This window comes from Kocuria sp. UBA1838 (assembly GCF_002338785.1).
Lineage (GTDB): Bacteria > Actinomycetota > Actinomycetes > Actinomycetales > Micrococcaceae > Kocuria > Kocuria marina.
This window is the reverse complement of record NZ_DDIY01000009.1, coordinates 21,672-43,045: the sequence shown is the minus strand read 5'-3', so window position 1 is coordinate 43,045 and position 21,374 is coordinate 21,672. Positions and strand designations below refer to the sequence as shown.

15 protein-coding genes and 2 pseudogenes are annotated in these 21,374 nt (G+C 70.4%); 14 read left to right on the top strand and 3 right to left on the bottom strand.

What is annotated here, in order from left to right; genetic code table 11:
• Window positions 1-5: 5 nt before the first annotated feature.
• The 9 genes and pseudogenes from B3I25_RS05000 to B3I25_RS12340 form a co-directional block, all read left to right on the top strand.
• Window positions 6-938 (top strand): carbohydrate kinase family protein, encoded by a 933-nt coding sequence (locus B3I25_RS05000; protein WP_144932031.1) that lies wholly within the window; start codon window positions 6-8, stop codon window positions 936-938.
• 71 nt (window positions 939-1,009) lie between these two features.
• Window positions 1,010-1,531, top strand: coding sequence for a YbhB/YbcL family Raf kinase inhibitor-like protein (locus tag B3I25_RS04995; protein ID WP_286738072.1), 522 nt, complete (start codon window positions 1,010-1,012; stop codon window positions 1,529-1,531).
• 3 nt (window positions 1,532-1,534) lie between these two features.
• On the top strand, window positions 1,535-2,404 hold the full coding sequence (locus B3I25_RS04990) for an HAD family hydrolase (RefSeq protein WP_064847467.1): 870 nt from the start codon (window positions 1,535-1,537) through the stop codon (window positions 2,402-2,404).
• Window positions 2,397-3,299, top strand: coding sequence for a glycerophosphodiester phosphodiesterase family protein (locus B3I25_RS04985; protein WP_064847468.1), 903 nt, complete (start codon window positions 2,397-2,399; stop codon window positions 3,297-3,299). The genes B3I25_RS04990 and B3I25_RS04985 overlap by 8 nt, the downstream gene beginning before the upstream one ends.
• Window positions 3,300-3,839: 540 nt before the next feature.
• Window positions 3,840-5,507: an ABC transporter substrate-binding protein gene (locus tag B3I25_RS04980; protein WP_286738071.1), complete on the top strand. Its 1,668-nt coding sequence runs from the start codon at window positions 3,840-3,842 to the stop codon at window positions 5,505-5,507.
• A 4-nt stretch (window positions 5,508-5,511) separates the two neighbouring features.
• Window positions 5,512-6,468: an ABC transporter permease gene (locus B3I25_RS04975; protein ID WP_286738070.1), complete on the top strand. Its 957-nt coding sequence runs from the start codon at window positions 5,512-5,514 to the stop codon at window positions 6,466-6,468.
• Window positions 6,465-7,493 (top strand): annotated as a pseudogene (locus B3I25_RS04970) (ABC transporter permease); the annotation flags it as partial. The gene B3I25_RS04975 and the pseudogene B3I25_RS04970, both read left to right, overlap by 4 nt.
• 164 nt (window positions 7,494-7,657) lie before the next feature.
• Entirely contained in the window at window positions 7,658-9,544 is a 1,887-nt protein-coding gene (locus B3I25_RS04965) for an ABC transporter ATP-binding protein (protein WP_286738068.1), read from the top strand.
• Window positions 9,545-9,553: 9 nt separating this feature from the next.
• Window positions 9,554-10,594 (top strand): annotated as a pseudogene (locus tag B3I25_RS12340) (serine hydrolase domain-containing protein); the annotation flags it as partial.
• 59 nt (window positions 10,595-10,653) lie between these two features.
• On the opposite strand, the gene B3I25_RS04960 reads toward B3I25_RS12340, so the two are convergent.
• The gene (locus B3I25_RS04960; protein WP_286738065.1) at window positions 10,654-11,622 is read right to left on the bottom strand and encodes a LysR family transcriptional regulator; all 969 of its coding nucleotides are present in this window, start codon (window positions 11,620-11,622) and stop codon (window positions 10,654-10,656) included.
• Window positions 11,623-11,875: 253 nt separating this feature from the next.
• Between B3I25_RS04960 and B3I25_RS04955 the strand changes: the two genes are divergently transcribed.
• Both B3I25_RS04955 and B3I25_RS04950 read left to right on the top strand, forming a co-directional pair.
• The gene (locus tag B3I25_RS04955) at window positions 11,876-12,928 is read left to right on the top strand and encodes a YeiH family protein (protein WP_286738064.1); all 1,053 of its coding nucleotides are present in this window, start codon (window positions 11,876-11,878) and stop codon (window positions 12,926-12,928) included.
• A gap of 28 nt (window positions 12,929-12,956) precedes the next feature.
• A complete protein-coding gene (locus tag B3I25_RS04950) occupies window positions 12,957-14,018 on the top strand; it encodes an enoyl-CoA hydratase/isomerase family protein (RefSeq protein ID WP_286738063.1) in 1,062 nt (353 codons plus the stop codon).
• An 8-nt stretch (window positions 14,019-14,026) separates the two neighbouring features.
• Here the strand turns inward: B3I25_RS04950 and B3I25_RS04945 are convergent, their stop codons facing one another.
• On the bottom strand, window positions 14,027-15,442 hold the full coding sequence (locus tag B3I25_RS04945) for a uracil-xanthine permease family protein (protein WP_286738062.1): 1,416 nt from the start codon (window positions 15,440-15,442) through the stop codon (window positions 14,027-14,029).
• Window positions 15,443-15,695: 253 nt separating this feature from the next.
• On the opposite strand from B3I25_RS04945, the gene B3I25_RS04940 reads away from it, so the two are divergent.
• The 3 genes from B3I25_RS04940 (at window position 15,696) to B3I25_RS04930 (ending at window position 19,497) form a co-directional block, all read left to right on the top strand.
• The gene (locus B3I25_RS04940) at window positions 15,696-16,550 is read left to right on the top strand and encodes a 3-hydroxyacyl-CoA dehydrogenase (protein WP_286738060.1); all 855 of its coding nucleotides are present in this window, start codon (window positions 15,696-15,698) and stop codon (window positions 16,548-16,550) included.
• A 378-nt stretch (window positions 16,551-16,928) separates the two neighbouring features.
• Window positions 16,929-17,711 (top strand): metal-dependent transcriptional regulator, encoded by a 783-nt coding sequence (locus B3I25_RS04935; protein WP_286738058.1) that lies wholly within the window; start codon window positions 16,929-16,931, stop codon window positions 17,709-17,711.
• 247 nt (window positions 17,712-17,958) lie between these two features.
• Window positions 17,959-19,497: a sulfatase-like hydrolase/transferase gene (locus B3I25_RS04930; RefSeq protein ID WP_286738056.1), complete on the top strand. Its 1,539-nt coding sequence runs from the start codon at window positions 17,959-17,961 to the stop codon at window positions 19,495-19,497.
• A gap of 776 nt (window positions 19,498-20,273) precedes the next feature.
• On the opposite strand, the gene B3I25_RS04925 is transcribed toward B3I25_RS04930, so the two are convergent.
• On the bottom strand, window positions 20,274-21,374 hold a 1,101-nt coding region (locus B3I25_RS04925), incomplete at its 5' end, for a phosphoglucomutase (RefSeq protein ID WP_286738053.1).

Genomic DNA, 21,374 nt, shown 5'->3' with positions numbered 1-21,374 from the left:
GGGTCATGTTGACGGTGATCGGTGAGGCCCTCGTGGACGTGGTGTCCCGCGAGGGTGAAGAACCCCGGGCCCACGTGGGTGGCAGCCCCATGAACGTGGCCGTGGGACTGGCCCGGCTGGGTCACGACGTCCAGTTCCTGGGCCGCTACGGCCGGGACGAGTACGGCCGTCAGGTGGCCGATCACCTCACGGGCAACGGGGTGCGGTTGCCGTTCGACGCGGACGCCCTGCCCACCTCCGTGGCCCAGGCGACCCTGGATGAGACCGGTGCCGCGAGCTACGACTTCCAACTCGACTGGTCCCTGGACGTCTCCCCGGAGCGGATCGACGAGCTCCTGCGGGACACCGACGCCCTGCACGCCGGATCCATCGGGGCCATGCTGGAACCCGGCGCCACCGTGGTGGGTCAGGCACTCGAACGCGCTCGCGGCCACGCATTGATCTCCTACGACCCCAATTGCCGCCCGTCCATCATCCCGGACTCCTCGGACGCGCGCGCCCGCGCGGAGAAGATCGTGGCGCTGTCCCACGTGATCAAGGCCTCCGACGAGGACCTGTTGTGGCTCTACCCGCACCGCAGCATCGAGGACTCCGCGCGTGCGTGGCTCAAGGCCGGAGCACGGCTTGTGGTCGTGACCCGCGGGGTCATGGGGCCGTGGGCTGTCAGTCGCGGCACCGGACGCGATGGCGTGGAGGTCCCCGCCGCCCGGGTCACCGTCGCGGACACCGTGGGCGCGGGTGACTCCTTCATGGCGGCCCTGCTCTCGGGACTCGCGGACCGGAGCATCCTGGGCCCCACTGCGGCGAGCGCCCTCGACGAGTTGGACAGCGCGCAACTCACGGAGTTGTTGCGCCACGCCGCGGCCGCTGCCGGGGTCACGGTCTCGCGCTCCGGCGCGGATCTGCCCACGCGCGCGGACTTGATCGACCACGCCTGATCCGCCGCTTTCCCGTGGCCGTGCGAGGCCCCCAGCTGTGTCATGACCGTAACGAGGAAAGGAACGCTCCCATGTACGACCGTCACCCCTACTCCGATCTGCCCGAACTGCCCACGTTCACAGTGACGTCCACGGACGTGGCCGAGGGCGAGAGCATGAACACGCCCCAGGTCTCCGGGATCATGGGCGCCGGGGGAGAGGACGTCTCCCCGCAGCTGTCGTGGAGCGGTGCCCCGGAGGGCACCCGTTCCTACGTGGTCACGATGTTCGACCCGGATGCCCCCACCCCCAGCGGGTTCTGGCACTGGTGCCTGTCCAACATTCCGGCGGACGTCACCGAACTGGCGACCGGGGCGGCGTCGAACCCGCCCGAGGGAGCCGTGAAGCACCGCAACGACGGCGGCACGGACGAATACCTGGGCGCCGCACCCCCCGAGGGCCACGGCCCGCACCGCTACATCGTCTGCGTCACGGCCGTGGACGTTCCCGAGCTCGAGGTGGACGAGTCCGCGAGCCCCGCAGTGGTCAACTTCAACCTGTTCTCGCACGCCCTGGGACGCGCGTTCCTCACGCCCGTCTACGAAGTGAAGTAGCCCGTGGCGCCGGAACACGCCGCGGACCAGCCACCCGTCCGGCTCATCGCGAGTGACCTGGACGGGACAGTGCTGGGCCGTGACTTCCGGTTCCGGCCGCGCACTGTCGCCGCGATCACCGCCGCGCGGGATGCCGGGATTCACGTGGTCTTCGTGACCGGGCGCCCCATGCGGTGGTTGGACCCCCTGCACGAACAACTCGATGACGTGGGGGTCGTGATCTGCTCCAACGGGGCGGTGATCTACGATCCCGGCGCGGAGCGTGTCCTGGAGGCGAGCCTGTTCGACGTGAGCGAGGCCCTGCCCGTCATGGCGGACGTGGCCCGCGAGTTCCCGGATTCTCTGTTCGCCGCGGAGACCCTGGAGCGCGTCTACACGGATCACGGGTGGTCCCGTACGGACCGTATGGAGATCCGCCACATCACCGAAGCGCCCGTGAAGGAGTCGCTCGCGCCCGGCACCGAGGTGGTCAAGCTGTTGGCCAAGCTGGACGGCGCCGATCCCAATCGGTACTTCGAGCACGTCCGCGAGATCGTGGCGGGGCGGTTGTCCGTGACGCATTCGGTGGCCGCCGCACCCCTCGTGGAAATGGGGCAGCGCGGGCTCACCAAGGCCCGCACGCTCGAACACTTCGCCGCGGAGCACGGCATCTCCCACCGGGAGGTCATGGCCTTCGGGGACATGCCCAACGACCTCGAGATGCTCACGTGGGCCGAGCGCGGCTACGCCATGGCGGACGGGCACCCGCACGTGGTCGCCACGGTGGGACGCACCGCACCGGCGTTCACCGAGGACGGCGTAGCGCAGGTGATCGAGGCCTACCTGGAGCACGAGCACATCGTTCCCGTGGCCCGGGAGGGTCGCCGTGTCTGAGTCGTCCCGTTCCGTTCCGGCCGCCCGCCAGGACCCCGGTGCACGGCGGCACCCCGCCGCGCTCGCCCACCGTGGGTTCTCCCCGGACGGTCACGAGAACACGCTGGCCGCGTTCCGGGCCGCCGCGGAGCTCGGTTTCGTGTGGCTCGAGACAGACGTGCACACGACCCTGGACGGCGTGGTCGTGGCATTCCACGACCCCACGTTGGAGCGCGTCACGGGCACGAGCGGCAACGTCAACGACCTCACGTGGGAGCAACTGCGGGAAGTGCGCATCGGCGGCACCGAGGAGATCCCCACGCTCACCGAGCTGCTGCGGGCGCTGCCCGAGGCGTGCCTGAACATCGACGTCAAGGACGAGGCGTCCGTCGCCGCCCTGCCCGGGGTCGTGGCGCGCGAGCACGCCGCGCACCGGTTGCGCGTCACGTCCTTCTCCGAATCACGACGACGCCGCGCGCTCGCAGGGATCACCCGGCTTACCGGGCGGCGCGCCAAGACCTCCGCGGGAACGCTCGGCACAGCGGGGTTCCTCGCCGTCGCCGCGGTCGCGCCCCTCACCGACAAGGTCTCGCCGCGGGTCGCGCACGCGCTGTGGGCGGCCCACCGGGCAGCGTGGTCCCGCGTGGTCGCACCCTTCGACACGCTGCAGTTGCCAGAGCGGCACACCGTGGAGCTGCCCCTGGGGCGGCGGGTGACCGTGCGGATCGTGACGCGGCAGTTCCTGGACCTTGCCCACCGGGAGGGTCTGCGCGTGCAGGTGTGGACCGTCAACGACCCCGCGGACATGGACCGGCTGCTCGACCTCGGGGTGGACGGGCTGATCACCGATCGCGCGGACCTGCTCCGGGACGTGCTCCTCCGCCGGGGACAGTGGCCGCCTGATCCCCAGGACTGATGCCCAGCGCTGACGCGGGCGCGGTCCCGTGCGGCGTGGATGCGCCTGGCCGCTGCGACCCGTGACCACCCCGGCGCAGGGCGAAGAGCGTTCGACGCGCTTCGTCAAGGTGCCACGCTTCACTCGTTCGGTGCCCCAACACGGTAGCGTGGAACGTGATCGAGGCCACGAGCGGGCTGGCAAGCACCCCGTGCGCCGCGAGACCCGCTCCGACGAGACCAGGGAGGCCACGTGCACCGCATGCGCCAGAGCCCTGACCTCGTCCTTCCCGCCGGTAGCCGTCTGGGCGGGACTCGGAAGCCCTCCCGCCGCGGCGGTGCACGCCGTTCGCAGCCCGAGATCTACCGTCGTCGGCTCACCGCTCAGACGCCCGTGCGGAGACACCGCGTGGTGGCCGCGCGCCTCAGCAAGATCCCGTAGCTGGCTCTGCGCCGCTCGGCACTCCCTCCGTGGGCTGCCGCGCCCTCCTCTTCCGCCGCTCTGCGTCGCTGCCTCTGCGCACGACGACCATGCCCGCGACCACGCCGCCTGCGAGGAACCATGAATCCACTGCCACCCCCTATCCAGCCACCCGAACGTAGGGCTGCCCCCGGCCGCGCTGCGGCCCCGCACGAGGTCGCAGCGTCCCCCGCCGTGGGTGCCGTGCTGCGCTCGGCGGTGTCCCGGAGGGGTTTCATGGGCCTGGGCGCCGCTGCGGCGTCGTTGGCCCTCGCCGGGTGCGGCAGTGGAAGCCAGCCCGGAGCGGGGACGGCCCGGGCCACGGGTGAACCGCAGCGCGGAGGCACTCTGCGGGTCGGAATGACCGGGGGCGGCGCGTCCGACAGCCTGGACGCCCACGCACCCGTGGTCACCGCGGACGGTGGGCGCGTGATGGGGCTGTACGACCGGCTCTACGAGTTCGACCCCGACTACAAACTGGTCCCCGGCCTGGCGGAATCCGCAGAGCCCCGCAAGGGCGGGCGCGAGTGGGTGTTCCGGCTGCGGGAGGGCGTGCGCTTCCACGACGGCAGGCCCCTCACGCCCCAGGATGTGGTGGCCACGTACGAGCGGATCACCGACCCCGACGACCCCAAGACAGGTGCCTCCGCTCTCGCTCTGCTCGAGCGCACCGTGGCGGTGGACGAGCGGACGGTGCGGTTCGAGCTGAAGGAACCGGACGCGTCCCTGGTGGACTCGATCGCCCAGAACTCGATGGGGATCGTGCCCGCGGACTACGATCCCGCCAAGCCCGTGGGCACCGGGCCGTTCACCCTCGGCTCGTTCGAGCCCGGCCAGGTGACCGTGCTCAAGCGCAACCCGGACTACTGGAGCGAACCGCCCTACGTGGACGAGGTCCATCTGCTGAACTTCAACGACCAGGACGCACTGGTCAACGCGCTGCTCTCCACCCAGGTGGACGTGGTGGGTCAGCTGCCGCTGGCTCTGGTGGACGTGGTCAACACGGACCCGCGGTTGCACACGGTGCTCTCCGAGACGGGCAACTGGCTGCCGTTCACCATGCGCGTGGACACCGCCCCGTTCGACGACGCCCGGGTGCGCGAGGCATTCCGGCTGGTGGTGGACCGCGGGCAGATGGTGGAGCAGGTCTTCTCCGGCCACGGCTCGGTGGGCAACGACATGTACTCGCCGTTCGACCCCGGCACGCCCACGCTGCCGCAGCGAACGCGGGACATCGCGAAGGCGAAGAAGCTCCTGGCGGAGGCGGGCCATCCCGACGGTCTGGAGGTCGAGCTGGTCACCGCCCCCATCCAGTCGGGCGCCGTGGAGGCCGCCCAGGTCTTCGCGGAGCAGGCGGCCGAGGCTGGGATCACCGTGAAGCTGCGCCGCGTGGACAGCACCACGTTCTTCGGGGACGGGTACTTGAAGTACCCCTTCTCGCAGGACTTCTGGTACACCCGCAACTTCCTGTCCCAGACAGCGCAGGGCACCGTTCCGGGAGCCCCGTTCAACGAGACCCACGAGGCGGACCCGGAGTTCCGGGCCCTGTACAAGAAGGCCCGAGCCACGATGGACGAGAAGCAGCGCAACCAGCTCATCCAGGACGCGCAGAAGGTGCTCCACGACCGGGGCGGATACATCGCGTGGGGGTTCTTCAACCAGGCGGACGCCTACCAGAACTACGTGGGCGGTGGCTTCGGCCACCGCATCGGCATGCCCGTGTGCGGGTTCCACATGCGCCACCTGTGGATCGACCAGGAAGGGAAGTGATCGTGTGACCGCCATGATCCTGAAACGGCTGGGGGTCTCCGTCTTCGTGCTGCTGGCGGTGTCCCTGCTGGTGTTCGTGTTCACCCTCCTGCTCCCGGGCGATCCGGCCCAGGCAATCCTCGGGCAGCAGGCCACCCCGGAACGGCTGGCCGCGCTGCGCGAGCAGCTGCAGCTCAACGATCCCTGGTACGTCCGCTACCTCACGTGGCTGGGCGGGCTGTTCGTGGGAAACCTGGGAACCTCCGCGGCCACGGGCGGCTCCGTGAACGCCCTGCTGGCCAGCAAGGTGTCCGCCTCCCTGGTGCTGATGGTGATCGCAGCCGTGATCGCGATCCCCGTGGGCCTGCTGCTCGGCACATGGTCCGCCATACGCCAGAGCCGCGCCTCGGACCAGGCGCTCACCGGCCTCTCGCTCGTGCTCGCGGCCCTGCCCGAGTTCGTGATCGGCGTGGTGCTGACCACACTGCTCTCCACCACGGTGTTCACGCTGCTGCCCTCGGTCACCATGGCGGCACCCGGCACGCACGTGTGGGACCGGCCCCTGCAGCTGGTGCTGCCGTCCCTCACCCTGATCCTCGTGGTCGTGCCCTACATGATCCGCATGACCCGCACCACCATGATCGACGTCCTCGACTCCGGGTACGTGGAGATGGCCCGGCTCAAGGGCCTGCCCGAGCGCCAGGTGGTCTTCAAGCATGCCTTGCCGCACGCCGTAGGGCCCGTGGCCCAGGTGGTGGCCATGCAGCTCGCGTGGCTCGCCGGGGGCATTGTGGTGGTCGAGTTCCTCTTCCGCTATCCCGGACTCGGCCAGGCCATGGTCGATGCCGTGAACACCCGTGACGTGCAGGTGGTCCAGGCGCTGTCCATGATCATCGCCGCGTTCTACGTGGTCGTGAACCTGATCGCGGACGTGATCGGGATCCTCGCCAACCCCAAGCTGCGGACGGAGTCCCACTCATGAGCGCGCAGGACAGGACGAGCCACCCGCCCCGGCAGACCCGGGGCACTTCGGCGGCGAGCGACGTCGTCGTGGCCGAGGACGCCCTCGCCGCAGGCGACGGCGCCGGGGGCGGCCTCGGCGCCGCCACCGGCTCGGGGGACGCCGGAACGGCCCCGGACTTCGACCACTCCGAGTCCCGGGGGGACGCCCGGCCGGCGTCCTTTGCGCGGCGCGTACTCTCGCAGCCCGTTGCGAAGCTGGGCTTCGTGCTCACCGGGATCGTGCTCGTGCTGGCCGTGCTGGGGCCCTTCGTGGTGCCGGCGTGGACCGGGCACACCCCCAACTCGTTCGCGGGCAAACCGTTCCAGGGCGGCGTCTTCGGCACCGACAACCTGGGCCGTGACGTGCTCTCCCGCTTCCTGGCCGGCGGCTGGCGGCTGCTGTTGTACTCGGCGCTGGCCACCGTGCTGGGCGTGGGTCTGGGTGCCGTGCTGGGCATGCTCGCCGCGTTCCGCGGGGGCTGGCTGGATGCGCTGATCATGCGCTGCGGGGACGTGCTGCTGGCCATCCCGCAGCTCGTGTTCGCCCTGCTGGCCGTGACCGTGCTGGGTCCGCAGGGGTGGGTGCTCGTGCTCGTGATCGGCGTGACCCACGCACCGCGCGTGGCCCGCGTGATCCGCGCTGCCACCGCCGGGGTGGTGGCCGAGGACTACGTGCTCGCCTCGCAGATGTACGCCGTGCCGCAGTGGAAGATCCTGACCCGGGACGTGGTCCCCAACATCATGGGCCCGCTCATGGTGGAGGTGGGGCTGCGCCTGACCTACTCGATCGGTGCGGTGGCCTCGCTGTCCTTCCTGGGTCTCGGCATGCAGCCGCCCACCCCGGACTGGGGTCTGATGATCAACGAGAACCGGATCGCCCTGTCCCTGCAGCCCTGGGGCGTGATCCTTCCCGTGCTCGCGATCGCGGTGCTCACGGTGGGCACCAACCTCATTGCCGACGCCGTGGCCGGCGCCTCGGCGGGGCGGGTCGCCTCCACGGGACCGCGGCGTTCCTGGAGGAGAACGGCAGAGCAGGCGGCGTCGAACGGCGCTGAGAGTTCCGCGGGCGGCGCGGGCAGCGCAGGAGGTACGGGCCGGGCAGGCCGCTCGAGCAGCGCAGACGCCGCGGGCGCCGCAGATGTCGGGGACACCGGGGAGAAGAGGTCGTGATGAGGAAGTCAGAGCAGAGGGCCCGCGCGGAGGGTCGCGCGTCCGTCGTTCCGAGGGCCACGGTGGAGACCGCGATCGCGGTGGAGCACCTGAGCCTGGGTGTCGTGGACGGCGGGCTGATCCTGGACGACGTCGGTTTCCGGCTGCGCCCCGGGCGGATCCTCGCCCTCGTGGGGGAATCCGGGTCCGGCAAGACCACAGCGGCGCTCGCGTGCATGAACCACCTGCGCTCTGGGCTGGAGCTGCGCGGCGGCACCGTGGAGCTGCAGGAGGGAGCGTCCCGGTTCCACCGCAAGGCCGTGGACCTGCTGACGCTCTCCGAGAAGCAGATGCGGCAGCTGCGCGGTGGCACTATCGCCTACGTGCCACAGGATCCGGCGCTGTCCCTGAACGGGTCGCTGCGCGTGGGGGAGCAGATCGCGGAGGTGTTGCGCGCCCACGAGTTCGGCCGCAACGCCCCCGAACGCGACGCCCGCGTGGTCGAGGTCCTCAGCGAGGTAGGTCTGCCCAGCGACAGCGCGTACCAGCGCCGCTTCCCGCACCAGCTCTCCGGCGGGCAGCAGCAGCGCATCGGCATCGCCATGGCGTTCGCGTGCCGCCCCGCGGTCATCATCCTGGACGAGCCCACCACCGGTCTGGACGTGGCCACCCAGGACGTCGTGCTCAAGACCATCTACCAGCTGACCACCAAGCACGACGTCGCCGGGCTCTACATCACCCACGACCTCGCCGTGGTTGCGCAGGTCGCCAACGACGTCGCCGTCATGCTGCACGGGCGGATTGTGGAGGACGGTCCCGCGGAACAGATGCTGCGCCACCCGCAGCACGCGTACACGCGTTCGCTGCTCAGCGCCGTTCCAGACATGCAGGGTGCCCGGGACATGGGCGGCGGACCCGCTGTCAGCCCCCTCGCCTCCGTGCGGGCACCGTGGGACGACGGCCGTTCCGCGGCCACCCACTTCACCGCAGACAACACCACGGCCACGCCCTGCGCCGACACGTCGGACCCTGGCTCGGCACCTTCTGAGCAGGATGCTGCTGCCGGGGAGGTCCCAGCCCCGACCGCACGTGCGGCGACGCGGGAGCGGGGCGCGGGCGGCGTCGTCGTGCCCGGGCAGGAGCACGAACCGGTCGTGCGGTTGCGGGACCTGCGCATGGCCTACGGGCAGGCGGTGATCCTGGACGGCATCAACCTGGAGCTGGAGGCCGGACAGACCACGATGCTGCTGGGTGAGTCCGGGTCCGGCAAGACCACCCTGTCCCGCAGCGTGGCGGGTCTCAACGACGACTACACGGGAGACGTGCTGCTGGACGGCGAGGTGCTTGCGCCCAGCACGCGGCGGCGCAGCAACGAGCAGCGCCGCCGGATCCAGTACGTCTTCCAGTCTCCGTTCTCGTCCCTGAACCCGCGGCGCAGCATCGGCGACTCGCTGCAGGTGCCGCTGCAGCTGGGTAGCGGGATGAACAGGGGGCAGCGCCGGGCGGCAGTGGCGGACGCGCTGGACGCGGTGCGGCTGGGGCGCAGCTACATCGACCGCCGTCCAGGAGAGCTCTCCGGTGGTGAACGGCAGCGCGCCGCCGTGGCTCGCGCCCTGGTGAACGCCCCGTCCGTGCTGGTGTGCGACGAGATCACCTCCGCGCTGGACGTCTCCGTGCAGGCCTCGGTGATCGAGCTGCTGCGCGAGCTGCAGCACGAGCGCGGGCTGGCCATGCTGTTCGTGACCCACAACATCGCCCTGGCACGGCACATCTCGCACCGGCTCGCGGTGCTCGAGCACGGGAAGCTCGTGGAGTACGGGCCCACGGACACCGTGCTGCGCGACCCTCGGCACGAGTACACGCGGTCCCTGCTCGAGCACGTACCCACCCTCGAGAGCGCGGGCTGAGGTGAGACGATGACCGTCCGAAGCCGGGCCGAGCTGACGACGGCGCACACGAACCTGCGCGGCCCCGCCGTGAGCCGGGTGCGTGAGACATTCGAGGAGCACCTGTCCCGCGCACACGGAGGGATGTCCTTCTGCGTGTACCGGGACGGGCACCCGCTCATCCGGCTGCACGGGGGATCGTTCGACCGCCGGTCCTCCCCGGGGGACGCGGTCGAGCGGCCGTGGGACGAGCACACCCTGGCCGTGATGTTCTCGGGGACCAAGGGGGTCTCCGCAACCCTCGTGGCCATGGCGGTGGACCGAGGGCTGCTGGATGTGAACGAGCCCGTGGCGCGCTACTGGCCCGAGTTCGCGGCCCGCGGCAAGGAGCATGTGAGCGTGGCGCAGGTCCCCGATCACACCGTGGGACTCGTGTACACGGACCCGGAACCGCCCGCTGGGATGCTGGACGCCTCCGCGCATGCGGCGGTGCTCGCGCGGCAGGAGCCCCTGTGGGACCCCGGGAGCAAGGTGGCGTATCACGCGGTGACGTTCGGGCACATGGTCGAGGAGTTGCTCGTGCGGGTCACGGGTCACCGCGCCGGGCAGCTGCTGCGCGAGCACGTGGCCCGGCCCCACGGGCTCGAGCTGTACCTGGGACTGCCCGCCGAGCTCGAGGATCGGGTGGCTCCCGTGTTCCGCGCCCCCGGGTACGCGATCAGCACGTTCCTGGAGGATCCGCAAAGGCGCGCCATCGTGGAGCGGATGTACGGAAACGCACTGCTCGGGGCGGAACTGCCCGCCAATTCCCGCGCGTTCCACGCGAGCGGACTGGTCTCGGGAGGCGGGATCGCCGGTGCGGATGCGATTGCGCGGTTCTACTCGCTCGTGGCATCGGGTGAACTCGTGTCACCGGCGACCCTCGAGACGTTCACGCGCACGTGGTCCCACGGCAGGGACGCGGTGAACGACCGGCCCGTGGCGTTCGGGCTGGGGTTTGAGGTGCAGGACCCCCTGTGCACGTACGGCCCAGTGGAGCGGGCCTACGGTCACTCCGGCGCGGGCGGCTGCTTGCACGGGGTCTGGCCGGACGCGCGGATCGGTTTTCTCGTTCCACACCAACGAGATGCTCAGCGAGAACGTGGACCGCCGGGCCAAGGATCTGCTGGCCGCGCTCGCGCAGTGCGATCTGGGCTGAACGGGGTGGCGCGGTGCGCGTGCGCCGCGAGTTCCACGAGGTGCCACGCGGCGCCGTCCGTGTCCAGACCCGCGCGCCACACCGCGCGCAGATCACGGTCCAGCACGCCGCCGAACACGGGCACGCGCACCAGGTTCTCGCGCTCGACCTCCGCGGCGACGGCGAGCGCGCTGAGCACCGCTGGGCCCACCCCGGCCCGCACGGCACCGAGGACCGCCGCGTTGGAGCTGAGCTCCATGGCCGGGGGCACCGGGACGAGGGGCGCGAGCGCGGCGAGCAGTGTGCGTCGCGTTCCCGATCCTTCTTCACGCATGACCAGCGGGGTGGCCGCGAGTTCCGCAGCCGTCAAGGGCTCGGTGCGCTGACCCCACGGGTGGAGCGGGGCCACCACGACCTCCAGTCGGTCCCGAGCGACCACCGTTTCTCGCAGCCCCTCCGCGGGATCCGGGCTCTCCACGAAGCCCACGTCCACCACGCCCCGGCGCGTGCGACGCATGACTTCCGCGGAGTTGCACGCGAACAACTGCAGCTCCAGCCCCGGGTGGGAGTCCCGCAACCGGGACAACCACGTGGGGGCCAGGTACTCGGCCACGGTCACGGATGCCGCGACCTTCACGTGCTGGGTCCACTCAAGGCGCAGTTTCTCGATCTCCGTCGTGAACCCGTCGTACTCCGCGAGGACCCTGCGGGCGCGCTCGGCCACGGCGCGGCCCTCGGGGGTGGGTCTGGACCCGGTGGGTGAGCGGTCCAGCAGGCGCAGCCGCCACATCCGCTCGGCGCGGGCCACGGCGCGTGAGACATTGGGCTGGGCGATGTCCAGCGCGCGGGCGGCCGCGCCCATGGAGTGGTGGTCCATGACGGCCACGATCACGCGCAGCAGGGAGAGATCGACCTCGGCCATATCAGCAGTGTATGACCCGATGCTCAGGTCACGACTACCCGGCGGGTGTTCGCGCGAGCACAGTGGAGGCATGGCGACGGGTCACGAAACTTCCCACGGCACCCCTGACGGGACAAGCGCCCCCGGCGGGGCAGGCATACTCGGTGGGACTGGTGCGCTCGCTGGGCGGGGCGCTCCCAGCGGCGCAGCTGTCCCGCGAGGAGCGGCGTCGACTGCGTCGACCTCGGCAACCACCGCAGCCGCGGCATCGGCGATGAATCCTGTTCCAGTGGCGCGTGCGACGATGCCCGCGCCCCCGGCTGCCCCTGGCACCGAACGGCAACCGGGTTCCCGTGCGGCGGTCCTCCCCGGGCTGGCGTTCTGCGCTGCGGGCATGGCCGTATCCCTCGTGCTCGGGTGGTTGATCCCGGGGGTGAGCCCGCTGCTGATCGCGATCGTCGTGGGCGCCCTGATCGCCAACGTGGTCCGGCTGCCCCGGGTTCTGGCTCCGGGGATCGCCGTGGCCGCCAAGTGGGTCCTGCGCGTCGGCATCGTCCTGCTGGGCCTGTCCGTCTCGCTCCAGGACATCGCGGGACTCGGCTTCGGGATGATCGCGGTCGTCGTGGCCGTGGTCGGCGTGGGCATCCTGACCACGGTGTGGATCGGCGGCCTGATGGGGGTCCCGCGTGCACAGCGCCTGTTGATCGCGTGCGGGTTCTCGATCTGCGGGGCCGCCGCCGTGGCCGCGGTGGAGGGGGTCACGGACTCGGAGGACGAGGACGTCGCGACCGCCGTGGGACTCGTGGTGCTCTACGGCAGTCTGATGATCCCGGTGATCCCGCTCCTCAGCGGGGCCCTGGGGTTGACCGAATACCAGGCCGGTCTGTGGGCGGGCGGCTCGATCCACGAGGTCGCCCAGGTCGTGGCCGCAGGCGGGGCCATCGGCTCGGCGGCACTGGCGTCCGCGGTGTTGGTCAAACTGACCCGCGTGGTCATGCTCGCGCCGATCATGACGATCGTGGGGATCCGGGCGCGCCGTTCGGGCACCGCCGCCCGCAACGGCAAGCGACCCCCAATCGTGCCCCTGTTCGTGGTGGGGTTCGTGCTCGCCGCGCTGGTGGCCTCGAGCGGCGTCGTACCTGAACCGGTCATGGGAGCCCTGGGCACCCTGGAGACGTGGTGTCTCAGCATGGCGATGTTCGCGCTGGGGCTCGGGGTGAAGGCCAAGGAACTCGTGCGAGTGGGCTTCAAGCCCGTGCTGCTCGGTGCGATCTCCACGGTCGTCGTGGCGGCCACCGCCCTCGGGGGCATGCTGGTCGTCACATGAGCCCATGGTGCTGGCTAGCATGGGAAACATGAAGGCTACTGAAGAATCGTTCGTCCGGGCCGAGATCCAGGGCCAGACCGGGCTGTTGACCCTGACCCGTGACAAGGCGCTGAACGCGTTGAACCGCAGCATGTACCACCAGCTGGTCAGCGCACTGCAGATGTGGCGGGACGATCCCGCGATCACGCAGGTCGTGATCCGCTCGCAGCTCGCCAAGGCGTTTTGCGCGGGCGGGGACATCAAGGAGGTCCGCGAGGCGGCGTTGGGCGGCCGCCAGGACGAGATCCGCGACGCCTTCGGCACCGAGTACTCCATGAACGCGATCATCGCGCGCTACGACAAGCCGTACGTGGCCATTATGAACGGCATCGTGATGGGCGGCGGCATGGGCCTGTCCGTGCACGGTTCGCACCGAGTGGTCACGGAGACCACACAGATGGCCATGCCGGAGACGGCCATCGGCTTCTTCACGGACATCGGCGCGAGCTATTTCCTGCCGCGCGTCACCCGGGGTGCCGGTTCCTCGACCGACGACGACGCCGCTCGCCACGAATCCCTCGCCGTCGCCCGCTACCTCGGGCTAAGCGGTGCGCGCATCAACGGCGCGGATGCGATCGCGCTGGGGCTGGCGGACACCTACATCGATTCCGCGGATGTGGACGCGTTCGTGGACACCGTGCTGGCGGACGGAGTGGACGTCGCGACGTCGTCGTACGCCAAGCAGGCCCCGGAATCCGAACTCGTGGGGCGCTGGGACGAGATCGTGGCGACCTACGGTGCGGACGGCTTCGAGGAGGTCGTGCGCAACGCGGGCTCGGACCTGGACGGGATGAGCCCCACGTCGCTCGCGCGCGTGTTCGAGCTGCTGCAGCGCGGCGCGCAGGACGACGACGTCGTCTCCTGCCTGCGCCGCGAACTGCGTATGGCGGAGGACACTGCGGTGGGCCACGACTTCATCGAGGGCGTGCGCGCCATGGTCGTGGACAAGGACAAGAACCCGCAGTGGGAGCCGGCCACGGTGGCCGAGGTGGACATGGCCCGGATCCGGGACGTGGCGGACCAGGAATCGGACCTGCCGATCAGTGTGTGAGCCGCGCGTCAGCCCAGCGGCGACGGGCTCTGCGAAGAGTCCGGGGTGAGCGGGTCCGAGCCCACCGAGCCGCGGGCGCGGGCGATGGCCGCCATGAGGTGGTAGACCACCAGGGCGGCGGCGGTGCCCAGGGCGATGCCCGCGAAGTCGAGCCCGGCCACGGACCAGGTGTAGTCGCCGATGCCCACGATCATGGCGATTGCCGCGGTGGTGAGGTTGACCGGGTTGGAGAAGTCCACGCGGTTCTGCACCCAGATCCGCACACCCAGCATGCCGATCATGCCGTACAGCACCGTGGCCGCTCCGCCCAGCACACCCTGGGGGACCGTGGCCACCGCGGCGCCGAAGACGGGCAGCACGCTCAGCAGGATCGCGACGAGCGCGGCCACCCAGTACGCGGCGGTCGAGTAGACGCGCGTGGCGGCCATGACTCCGATGTTCTCCGCGTACGTGGTGGTGCCGGACCCGCCGCCGGAGCCCGCGATCATAGTGGCCAGTCCGTCCGAGATGATGGCGCGGCCCATGTAGGGGTCCAGGTCGTCGCCGGTCATTAGGGCCACGGACTTCACGTGACCGATGTTCTCCGCCACGAGCACCAGGATCACCGGGATGAACAACCCGGCCAGGTTGAGGTGGAACTCGGGGGAGTGGAACTGGGGCAGGCCGAACACGCCTTGTTCATCCCATGCAGCCTGAATCGAAGTGAAGTCCACCTCACCGCGGATCACGGCGGTGACATAGCCAATCGCCACGCCCAGGAGGATGGACAGGCGGCCCAGCAGCCCGCGGAACAACACCGAGATCAGGATGATCGAACCCAGGGTCACGAGGGCCGTGACGGGTGCCGCGGTGAAGTTCTGCTTGGCGGAGGGGGCCAGGTTGAAACCGATGAGGGCCACGATGGTGCCCGTGACGGCCGGTGGCATGAGTTTCTGCAGCCACCCCGTGCCCGCGATCTGCACGATCACGCCGATCAGGAACAGCGCGGCACCGGCCATGATCACGCCGCCGAGCGCGCCACCCGGACCGTACTGATTCACGGACGCGGTGATCGGGGCGATGAACGCGAACGAAGACCCCAAGTAGCTGGGCACCCGCCCCGCCGTGACCACCAGGAACAGCACCGTGCCGATGCCCGAGAAGAACAGCGTGGTGGCCGGCGGGAAGCCGGTGAGCAGCGGCACCAGGAACGTGGCGCCGAACATCGCGACCACGTGCTGCGCGCCGATCGAGATGGTCCGCGGCCAGGCGAGCCGTTCCCGCGGGGTCACCACATCACCGGGGGCCACGTGCCTGCCGTCCCCGTGCAGCCGCCAGTTCAGGCCCAGGCGCTCGACGACGCCGCCGCGCAGGTCCTGCTTGCGCGGCTCGTGCTGCTCGTCCTGCGGTGGCGGGGTGTGGTCGGGGGAAACCGACGAACTCATGGGTCCTCCTTGTCCTGGGCGGGCCGTGGGTGCCGCCCCGAGGATTCTAGTGCGCGGGTGGGGCCCGACTGGTGGTGCGGGGCCCACGCGCGGTGGTGAGGTGCCGCGGGAGGTGGCCGTGCGGCGTTGTCGGCGCCTGGCGAGAAATCTACGGGCGAGTAGGGTGAATGACGGGGGCCACGCCCGTGGCCACCGGGCCCGCGGGAGGCCGACTCGCGCGAGCGTGACTCACACAGTAGTGGGGGAGGACATCATGGCTGAACTGACCAACGTGACCGTGATCGGATCCGGGGTGCTCGGATCGCAGATCGCGTTCCAGGCGGCGTACTTCGGCAAGACCGTGACCGTGTACGACATCAGCGAGGAGATCGTCGGGGCGCTGCCCGGCAAGTGGGAGAAGCTGTCCCTGCTGTACACGCGGGACATGGCGGCCACCCCCGAGCAACTGGAGGCGGCCAAGGCCCGGTTGAGCGGCACCACGGATCTTGAGGCGGCCCTGCAGGACGCGGACATCGTGATCGAGGCCGTGCCCGAGAACCTGGAGCTCAAGAAGAAGGTGTGGTCCCAGATCGGTGCGGCCGCGCCGGAGAAGACCGTTCTGTGCACCAACTCCTCCACGCTGCTGCCCAGTGACATTGCCGAGTCCACAGGCCACCCGGAGCGGTTCCTGGCGCTGCACTTCGCCAACGAGGTGTGGCGCAACAACACCGGTGAGGTCATGGGGCATCCGGGCACGGACCCCGCCGCGGCCGAGGCCGTCCTGGAGTTCGCCGGGCAGATCGGTATGGTGCCCATCCACATCAAGAAGGAGCAGGCGGGCTACATCCTCAACACCCTGCTGGTGCCGTTCCTGACGGCGGCATCGCACCTGTGGGTCAACGACATCGCACAGGCCGAGGACATCGACAAGACCTGGCGCACCGCCACCGGCTCTCCCCTGGGCCCGTTCCAGATCCTGGACCACGTGGGCATGGAGACCTATTACCAGATCAACATGAATGCGGGGACCGAGGAGTCCCAGCGGGTTGCGGAACGCGTGAAGCGGGAGTTCATCGACCAGGGTCACATGGGGCGCAGCTCCGGGCAGGGGTTCTATACGTACGAGTGATGCCCCGGCCGAGCCCGGTGTGGAGCCCGGCACGGCCGCGGCCTACGATGGGCAATAACGGAGCACATGCAGATCTGAGCGCCATTTTCTGCGTTTGCTCCGTTATTGCACGCCTCCTGCGGGAGTCATTCCGCCGCAGCGGCCCTGCGCGCAGGCACGTCACCGTCGCACGGCCTGACGACGTCGCACGGTGCCCCCTCGCACCCAGCCGACGGCGCGGCGTCGCCGGGTGCCGCGGCACCCGAAACGACCCCGGACACACCCCGGGCGCGGCCCCCAGAGGGGGTGCAGCGCCGTCGTCACCGTCTGTCATCCCCGGCGCGAACGCCGCGGGGCGCACCCTTGGGGACGTCCCCGGAGGGCCGCTAGGCTTAACGCGTGCACCCCGCAGAGCTGAGCCCGGCCACCCAGGACTACCTGAAGACCATCTGGCGGCTGGGCGAGTGGGAGCCGGAGCGGGTGACCACCACGTCGCTGGCCGCGCGAATGGGTCTGGCGGCCTCCACCGTGTCCGAGGCGCTGAAGAAGCTCACCGCACAGGGCCTGGTGACCCGGCCCGCATACGGGGTCGTGGAGCTGACCGCCGAGGGACGTGACGTGGCCGTGCACATGGTGCGCCGCCACCGCATCCTGGAGATGTTCCTGGCCACCGAGCTGGGCTACACGTGGGACGAGATCCACGACGAGGCCGAGGTTCTCGAGCATGCCGTCACCGACCGATTCATCGACCGTGTGGACGCCAAGCTCGGCCACCCGTCCGAGGACCCGCACGGGGATGCGATCCCCTCACGGGACGGGGTGATCACTCCCGCCCCGGCCGTTCCGCTCGGGGACGTCACCCACCCGGAGCCCGTGCGGGTCACGCGCGTCTCGGACGAGAGCCCCGAGACCCTGCGGGTGCTCGCGGAGGCCGAGATTCGGCCGGGCGCGGTGCTGCGGGTGCTTCCGGGTCCGGACCGCAGCGCCACGGTGCGCGTGCGCGTAGCCGGCGGGGGCACGACGCCGGGCGGTGACGTCCCGGGGGGCAGCTCGCCCGCAGCTCTGGCGACGCAGGGGCCACCCGACGTTGTGGGCACGGTAGCGTCCGGTGGGGTCACGGTGGAACTCGGCATCCTCGCGGCGGAGGCCGTCTGGGTGCAGGCCCTCACCCACGCGAGCTGAACGGGACAGGCGCTCCCCGGCCCGGCTGCGGACAGCATCAGGCTCGCGCTGGACCGAGCGGCGCCGCCTCGGACAGTGGGCTCCCCCTGCTGCGTCCGGCGCCGTCGCGGGCCCACAAGGTGAACAGCAGGTGGCCGGAACATGTCCTACCCTTGAAGGAACACGAATATGTAGGCGGGGGCACACCGTGCCCGGGCCGCGGCGGTGCCGGCTGGCACCGGTGATCGAGGAGCACGAGGTCCACAACATGTCCGAGGGTTTTCTGCGTGCGAGCAGACGGCTGGGCCGGTGGACGGGCCGAGGGCTCTGCTACGGACTGATCTGGCTGGGCCTCACCCTGCTGGCGGCCGCCGGGGTGATCCGGCACTACTGGGGTCAGATCTCCGTGGGGCAGATGCGCATGAACCTGGTGTCCGTGCAGACGGACGGCGGCGGCGGGTCGATCGTGTGGGTCTCGGTGCTGCTGATCGGCGTGCTTCCCGTGCTGCTGACCTTGGCGGTCGCGCTGGGCCGGTGGGTGTGGCGGCGCCGCCGCCTGTCCGGGCCCACTGCGCGCGCCCCGCGCGGCGTGGTCCGATCCGTCTCCGCGATCGCGGTGGCGGCGGTGGTGGTGGGGGGTACCGCGAGCTTCGCGTCCGCGGTGGACCTGCCCCGCTACGTCAAGGCCGCCAAGTTCCCGCACGACATCGGATCGCGCTACGTCCAGCCCACCGTCACCGGGGACGAGGGCAAGCGCAACCTGGTGGTGGTCTACCTCGAGTCGGGGGAGCAGACCCTCGCGGACGACCAGCTGTTCGAGAAGAATGCGTTCAAGCCCCTGGAGGACGTCACCCGCGCGGAGGACGGCTGGCGCAGCGTCACCGACCTCCAGCAGTACGAGGGCGGCGGCTGGACCATGGCCGGGCTCACATCCACCCAGTGCGGCATCCCCCTCAAGAGCTCGGGGGAGGGCATCAGCTCGAGTGACATCGGCGCCGGGATGGAGCAGTACCTGGGAGGCGTCATGTGTCTGGGGGACGTGCTGCAGAACCACGGCTACACCAGCACGTTCCTGGGCGGGGCCAACTCCTCGTTCGCCGGCAAGGACGCCTTCCTGCGATCGCACGGCTACACGGAGGACAAGGGGCTCGCGGACTGGCGGGCCGCCGGCGAGCCGGAGCAGAACTTCCGCGGCGACTGGGGGCTCAGCGACGAGCGGCTCATGGCCCACGCGAAGGACGAGGTGGACCGTCTGCACGCCCGCTCCGAGCGCACGGGCCAGCCGTTCAACCTGTCCATGCTGACCCTGGACACCCACGAACCGGTGCACGTCTACGACTCCTGCGGCGTGGACACCCAGAACCAGGTGACCTCGGTGTTCGCGTGCTCCATGACGCAGGTGGCGGGCTTCATCGAGCACATGAGGGTCCAGGGCTACCTGGAGGACACCTCCGTGGTGGTCATGGGGGACCACCTCAAGCACATGAGCGCCGGGGACGCGTTCCACGAGCAGCTGGACCACCACCCCAACCGCACCATCTTCAACCGCGTGTGGATCCCGGGGGAGTCCTCGGACCAGCCCCTGCGGGCGGGCGCGGACCAGCTGTCCATGTACCCCACCCTCCTGGAGGCGGCGGGGCTATCGGTGCACAACGGCGCGGCGGGCCTCGGTACGTCTGTCCGGCGGCAGCAGCCTCCCCAAGGTTCGGCCCAGGCCATGGACCCGGAGGAGTACGCACTGCTGCTCGAGTCCCGCTCGGCTGAGTTCTACACCCGCGCGTGGAACCCGCAGGACCTGGTGCGCTGAGGGCACGGGCGGTCCGACCCCCGGAGACGGTTCCGGCCGCCCCGCCGAAGCATCGCTTGAACGCACTGAATCCCGTCCAGGGGTGGCCGGGGTCGTTCGCGGAGGCCACCCCGAAGAGGTCGGCCACGGGCTGACCCTGTGCTGCGGCGTCGAGCAGCGCCTGGACGATCAGCGGCTGGTTGGGGCGCAGCTTGCGCAGCGCGAAGTCCCTCCCGGAGGGGGGCGAACACCCATGTGGTGGGGGAGTCGTAGGGAAGCAGCGCGCTGACCACGGTGCCGCCCACCGAGCTCGTGAAGGCGGCGCAGCTCCCGGTCTCGCCCAGCACGCGGGCGGCCGTGCGCAGGGAGTCGGAGCCGTGCGCGGTGAAACCCCGGCGGCCCGCCGTGTGGTGCAGCAGCTCGATTACGGCGTGCGCGCCACTCGAGTGGGTGAGCACGGGGCCGTACGGCGCGTACCAGAGCCGCCCCGACCGTGAGGTCTCCTCAACGACCAGGGCGTGCCAGCCGGGCCCCGAGAAGAGGTGGGTGCCTGGGCGCTACGTGGACTGCCCAGCGGCTGGGGACGGGGTGGAGCGCTGGTCGACGTTCTCGAGTGCGGCACGGGGGCCCTCCATCGGGAATCGGGACCTGCTCATGGTCAACAACGAGCGGGAGGGCGTGCAGTTGCACGCCCTCCCGCTCACGGCCCTGCTGCGCAGGGAGGCCACACCGCCGGGACGGCTCGGGGACGCCGCGTCGGTGAGTGCCGCCTCCGTGACGTCCCGCGTTCTGCGGTCTCAGCCGATCACTGAATCCACGAGCGCCTTGGCCTCCTTCTGGACCTGCGCCAAATGCTCCGCGCCCTTGAACGACTCCGCGTAGATCTTGTACACGTCCTCGGTCCCGGACGGCCGGGCCGCGAACCACGCGGATTCCGTGACCACCTTCAGCCCGCCCACAGTGGCGCCGTTACCCGGCGCCTCGGTGAGCTTGGCGATGATGGGTTCCCCGGCGAGGGTCTCCGCGGTGACCTGCTCGGCGGACAGCTTCTTCAGTACGGCCTTCTGCTCGCGATCGGCCGGGGCGTCGATGCGCTCGTACACCGGATCCCCGAACTGCTCGGTGAGTTCGGCGTAGCGCTGCGACGGCGTCTTGCCCGTGCGTGCGGTGATCTCCGCGGCGAGCAGCGCCAGGATGATGCCGTCCTTGTCAGTGGTCCACGCGGAACCGTCCATCCGAAGGAAGGACGCGCCCGCGGATTCCTCCCCGCCGAAGCCGATGGATCCGTCCAGCAGACCGGGCACGAACCACTTGAAGCCCACGGGGACCTCCACCAACCGGCGGCCCAGCGAGTCGGCCACGCGGTCGATGATCGAGGACGACACCAGGGTCTTGCCGATCCCGGCTTCCGGGGACCACCCGGCACGGTTGCGGTAGAGGTAGTCGATGGCCACGGCCAGGTAGTGGTTGGGATTCATGAGCCCGGCATCCGGGGTCACGATGCCGTGCCGGTCGCTGTCGGCGTCGTTGCCGGTCGCGATGTCGTACTCGTCCCGGTTGCCGATCAGGGACGCCATGGCCGAGGGGGAGGAGCAATCCATGCGGATCTTCTCGTCCCAGTCCAGCGTCATGAACGCCCACTGCGGGTCCACCTCGGGGTTGACCACGGTCAGGTTCAGCCCGAAGCGCTCGCCGATCTCCTGCCAGTACGCCACGGACGCCGAGCCCATGGGATCCGCGCCGATGTGCAGCCCGGATTCCTTGATGACTTCGAGGTCGATGATTTCCGGCAGCGCGGAGACGTAGCTGTCCAGGAAGTCGAAGGTCCCGGTGGTCTCCGCGGCGGCGGCCTCCTCCAGGGGCACCCGCTCCACACCATCGAGGCCCGCCGCGATGAG

Bases quoted from the DNA above. Each gene is read 5' to 3' on its own strand.
- B3I25_RS04940 (WP_286738060.1), top strand. From the start codon at position 15,696: ATGGCTGAACTGACCAACGTGACCGTGATCGGATCCGGGGTGCTCGGA.
- B3I25_RS04950 (WP_286738063.1), top strand. From the start codon at position 12,957: ATGAAGGCTACTGAAGAATCGTTCGTCCGGGCCGAGATCCAGGGCCAG.
- B3I25_RS04965 (WP_286738068.1), top strand. From the start codon at position 7,658: ATGAGGAAGTCAGAGCAGAGGGCCCGCGCGGAGGGTCGCGCGTCCGTC.
- B3I25_RS04930 (WP_286738056.1), top strand. From the start codon at position 17,959: ATGTCCGAGGGTTTTCTGCGTGCGAGCAGACGGCTGGGCCGGTGGACG.
- B3I25_RS04955 (WP_286738064.1), top strand. From the start codon at position 11,876: ATGAATCCTGTTCCAGTGGCGCGTGCGACGATGCCCGCGCCCCCGGCT.
- B3I25_RS04980 (WP_286738071.1), top strand. From the start codon at position 3,840: ATGAATCCACTGCCACCCCCTATCCAGCCACCCGAACGTAGGGCTGCC.
- B3I25_RS05000 (WP_144932031.1), top strand. From the start codon at position 6: ATGTTGACGGTGATCGGTGAGGCCCTCGTGGACGTGGTGTCCCGCGAG.
- B3I25_RS04945 (WP_286738062.1), bottom strand. From the start codon at position 15,442: ATGAGTTCGTCGGTTTCCCCCGACCACACCCCGCCACCGCAGGACGAG.
- B3I25_RS04995 (WP_286738072.1), top strand. From the start codon at position 1,010: ATGTACGACCGTCACCCCTACTCCGATCTGCCCGAACTGCCCACGTTC.
- B3I25_RS04960 (WP_286738065.1), bottom strand. From the start codon at position 11,622: ATGGCCGAGGTCGATCTCTCCCTGCTGCGCGTGATCGTGGCCGTCATG.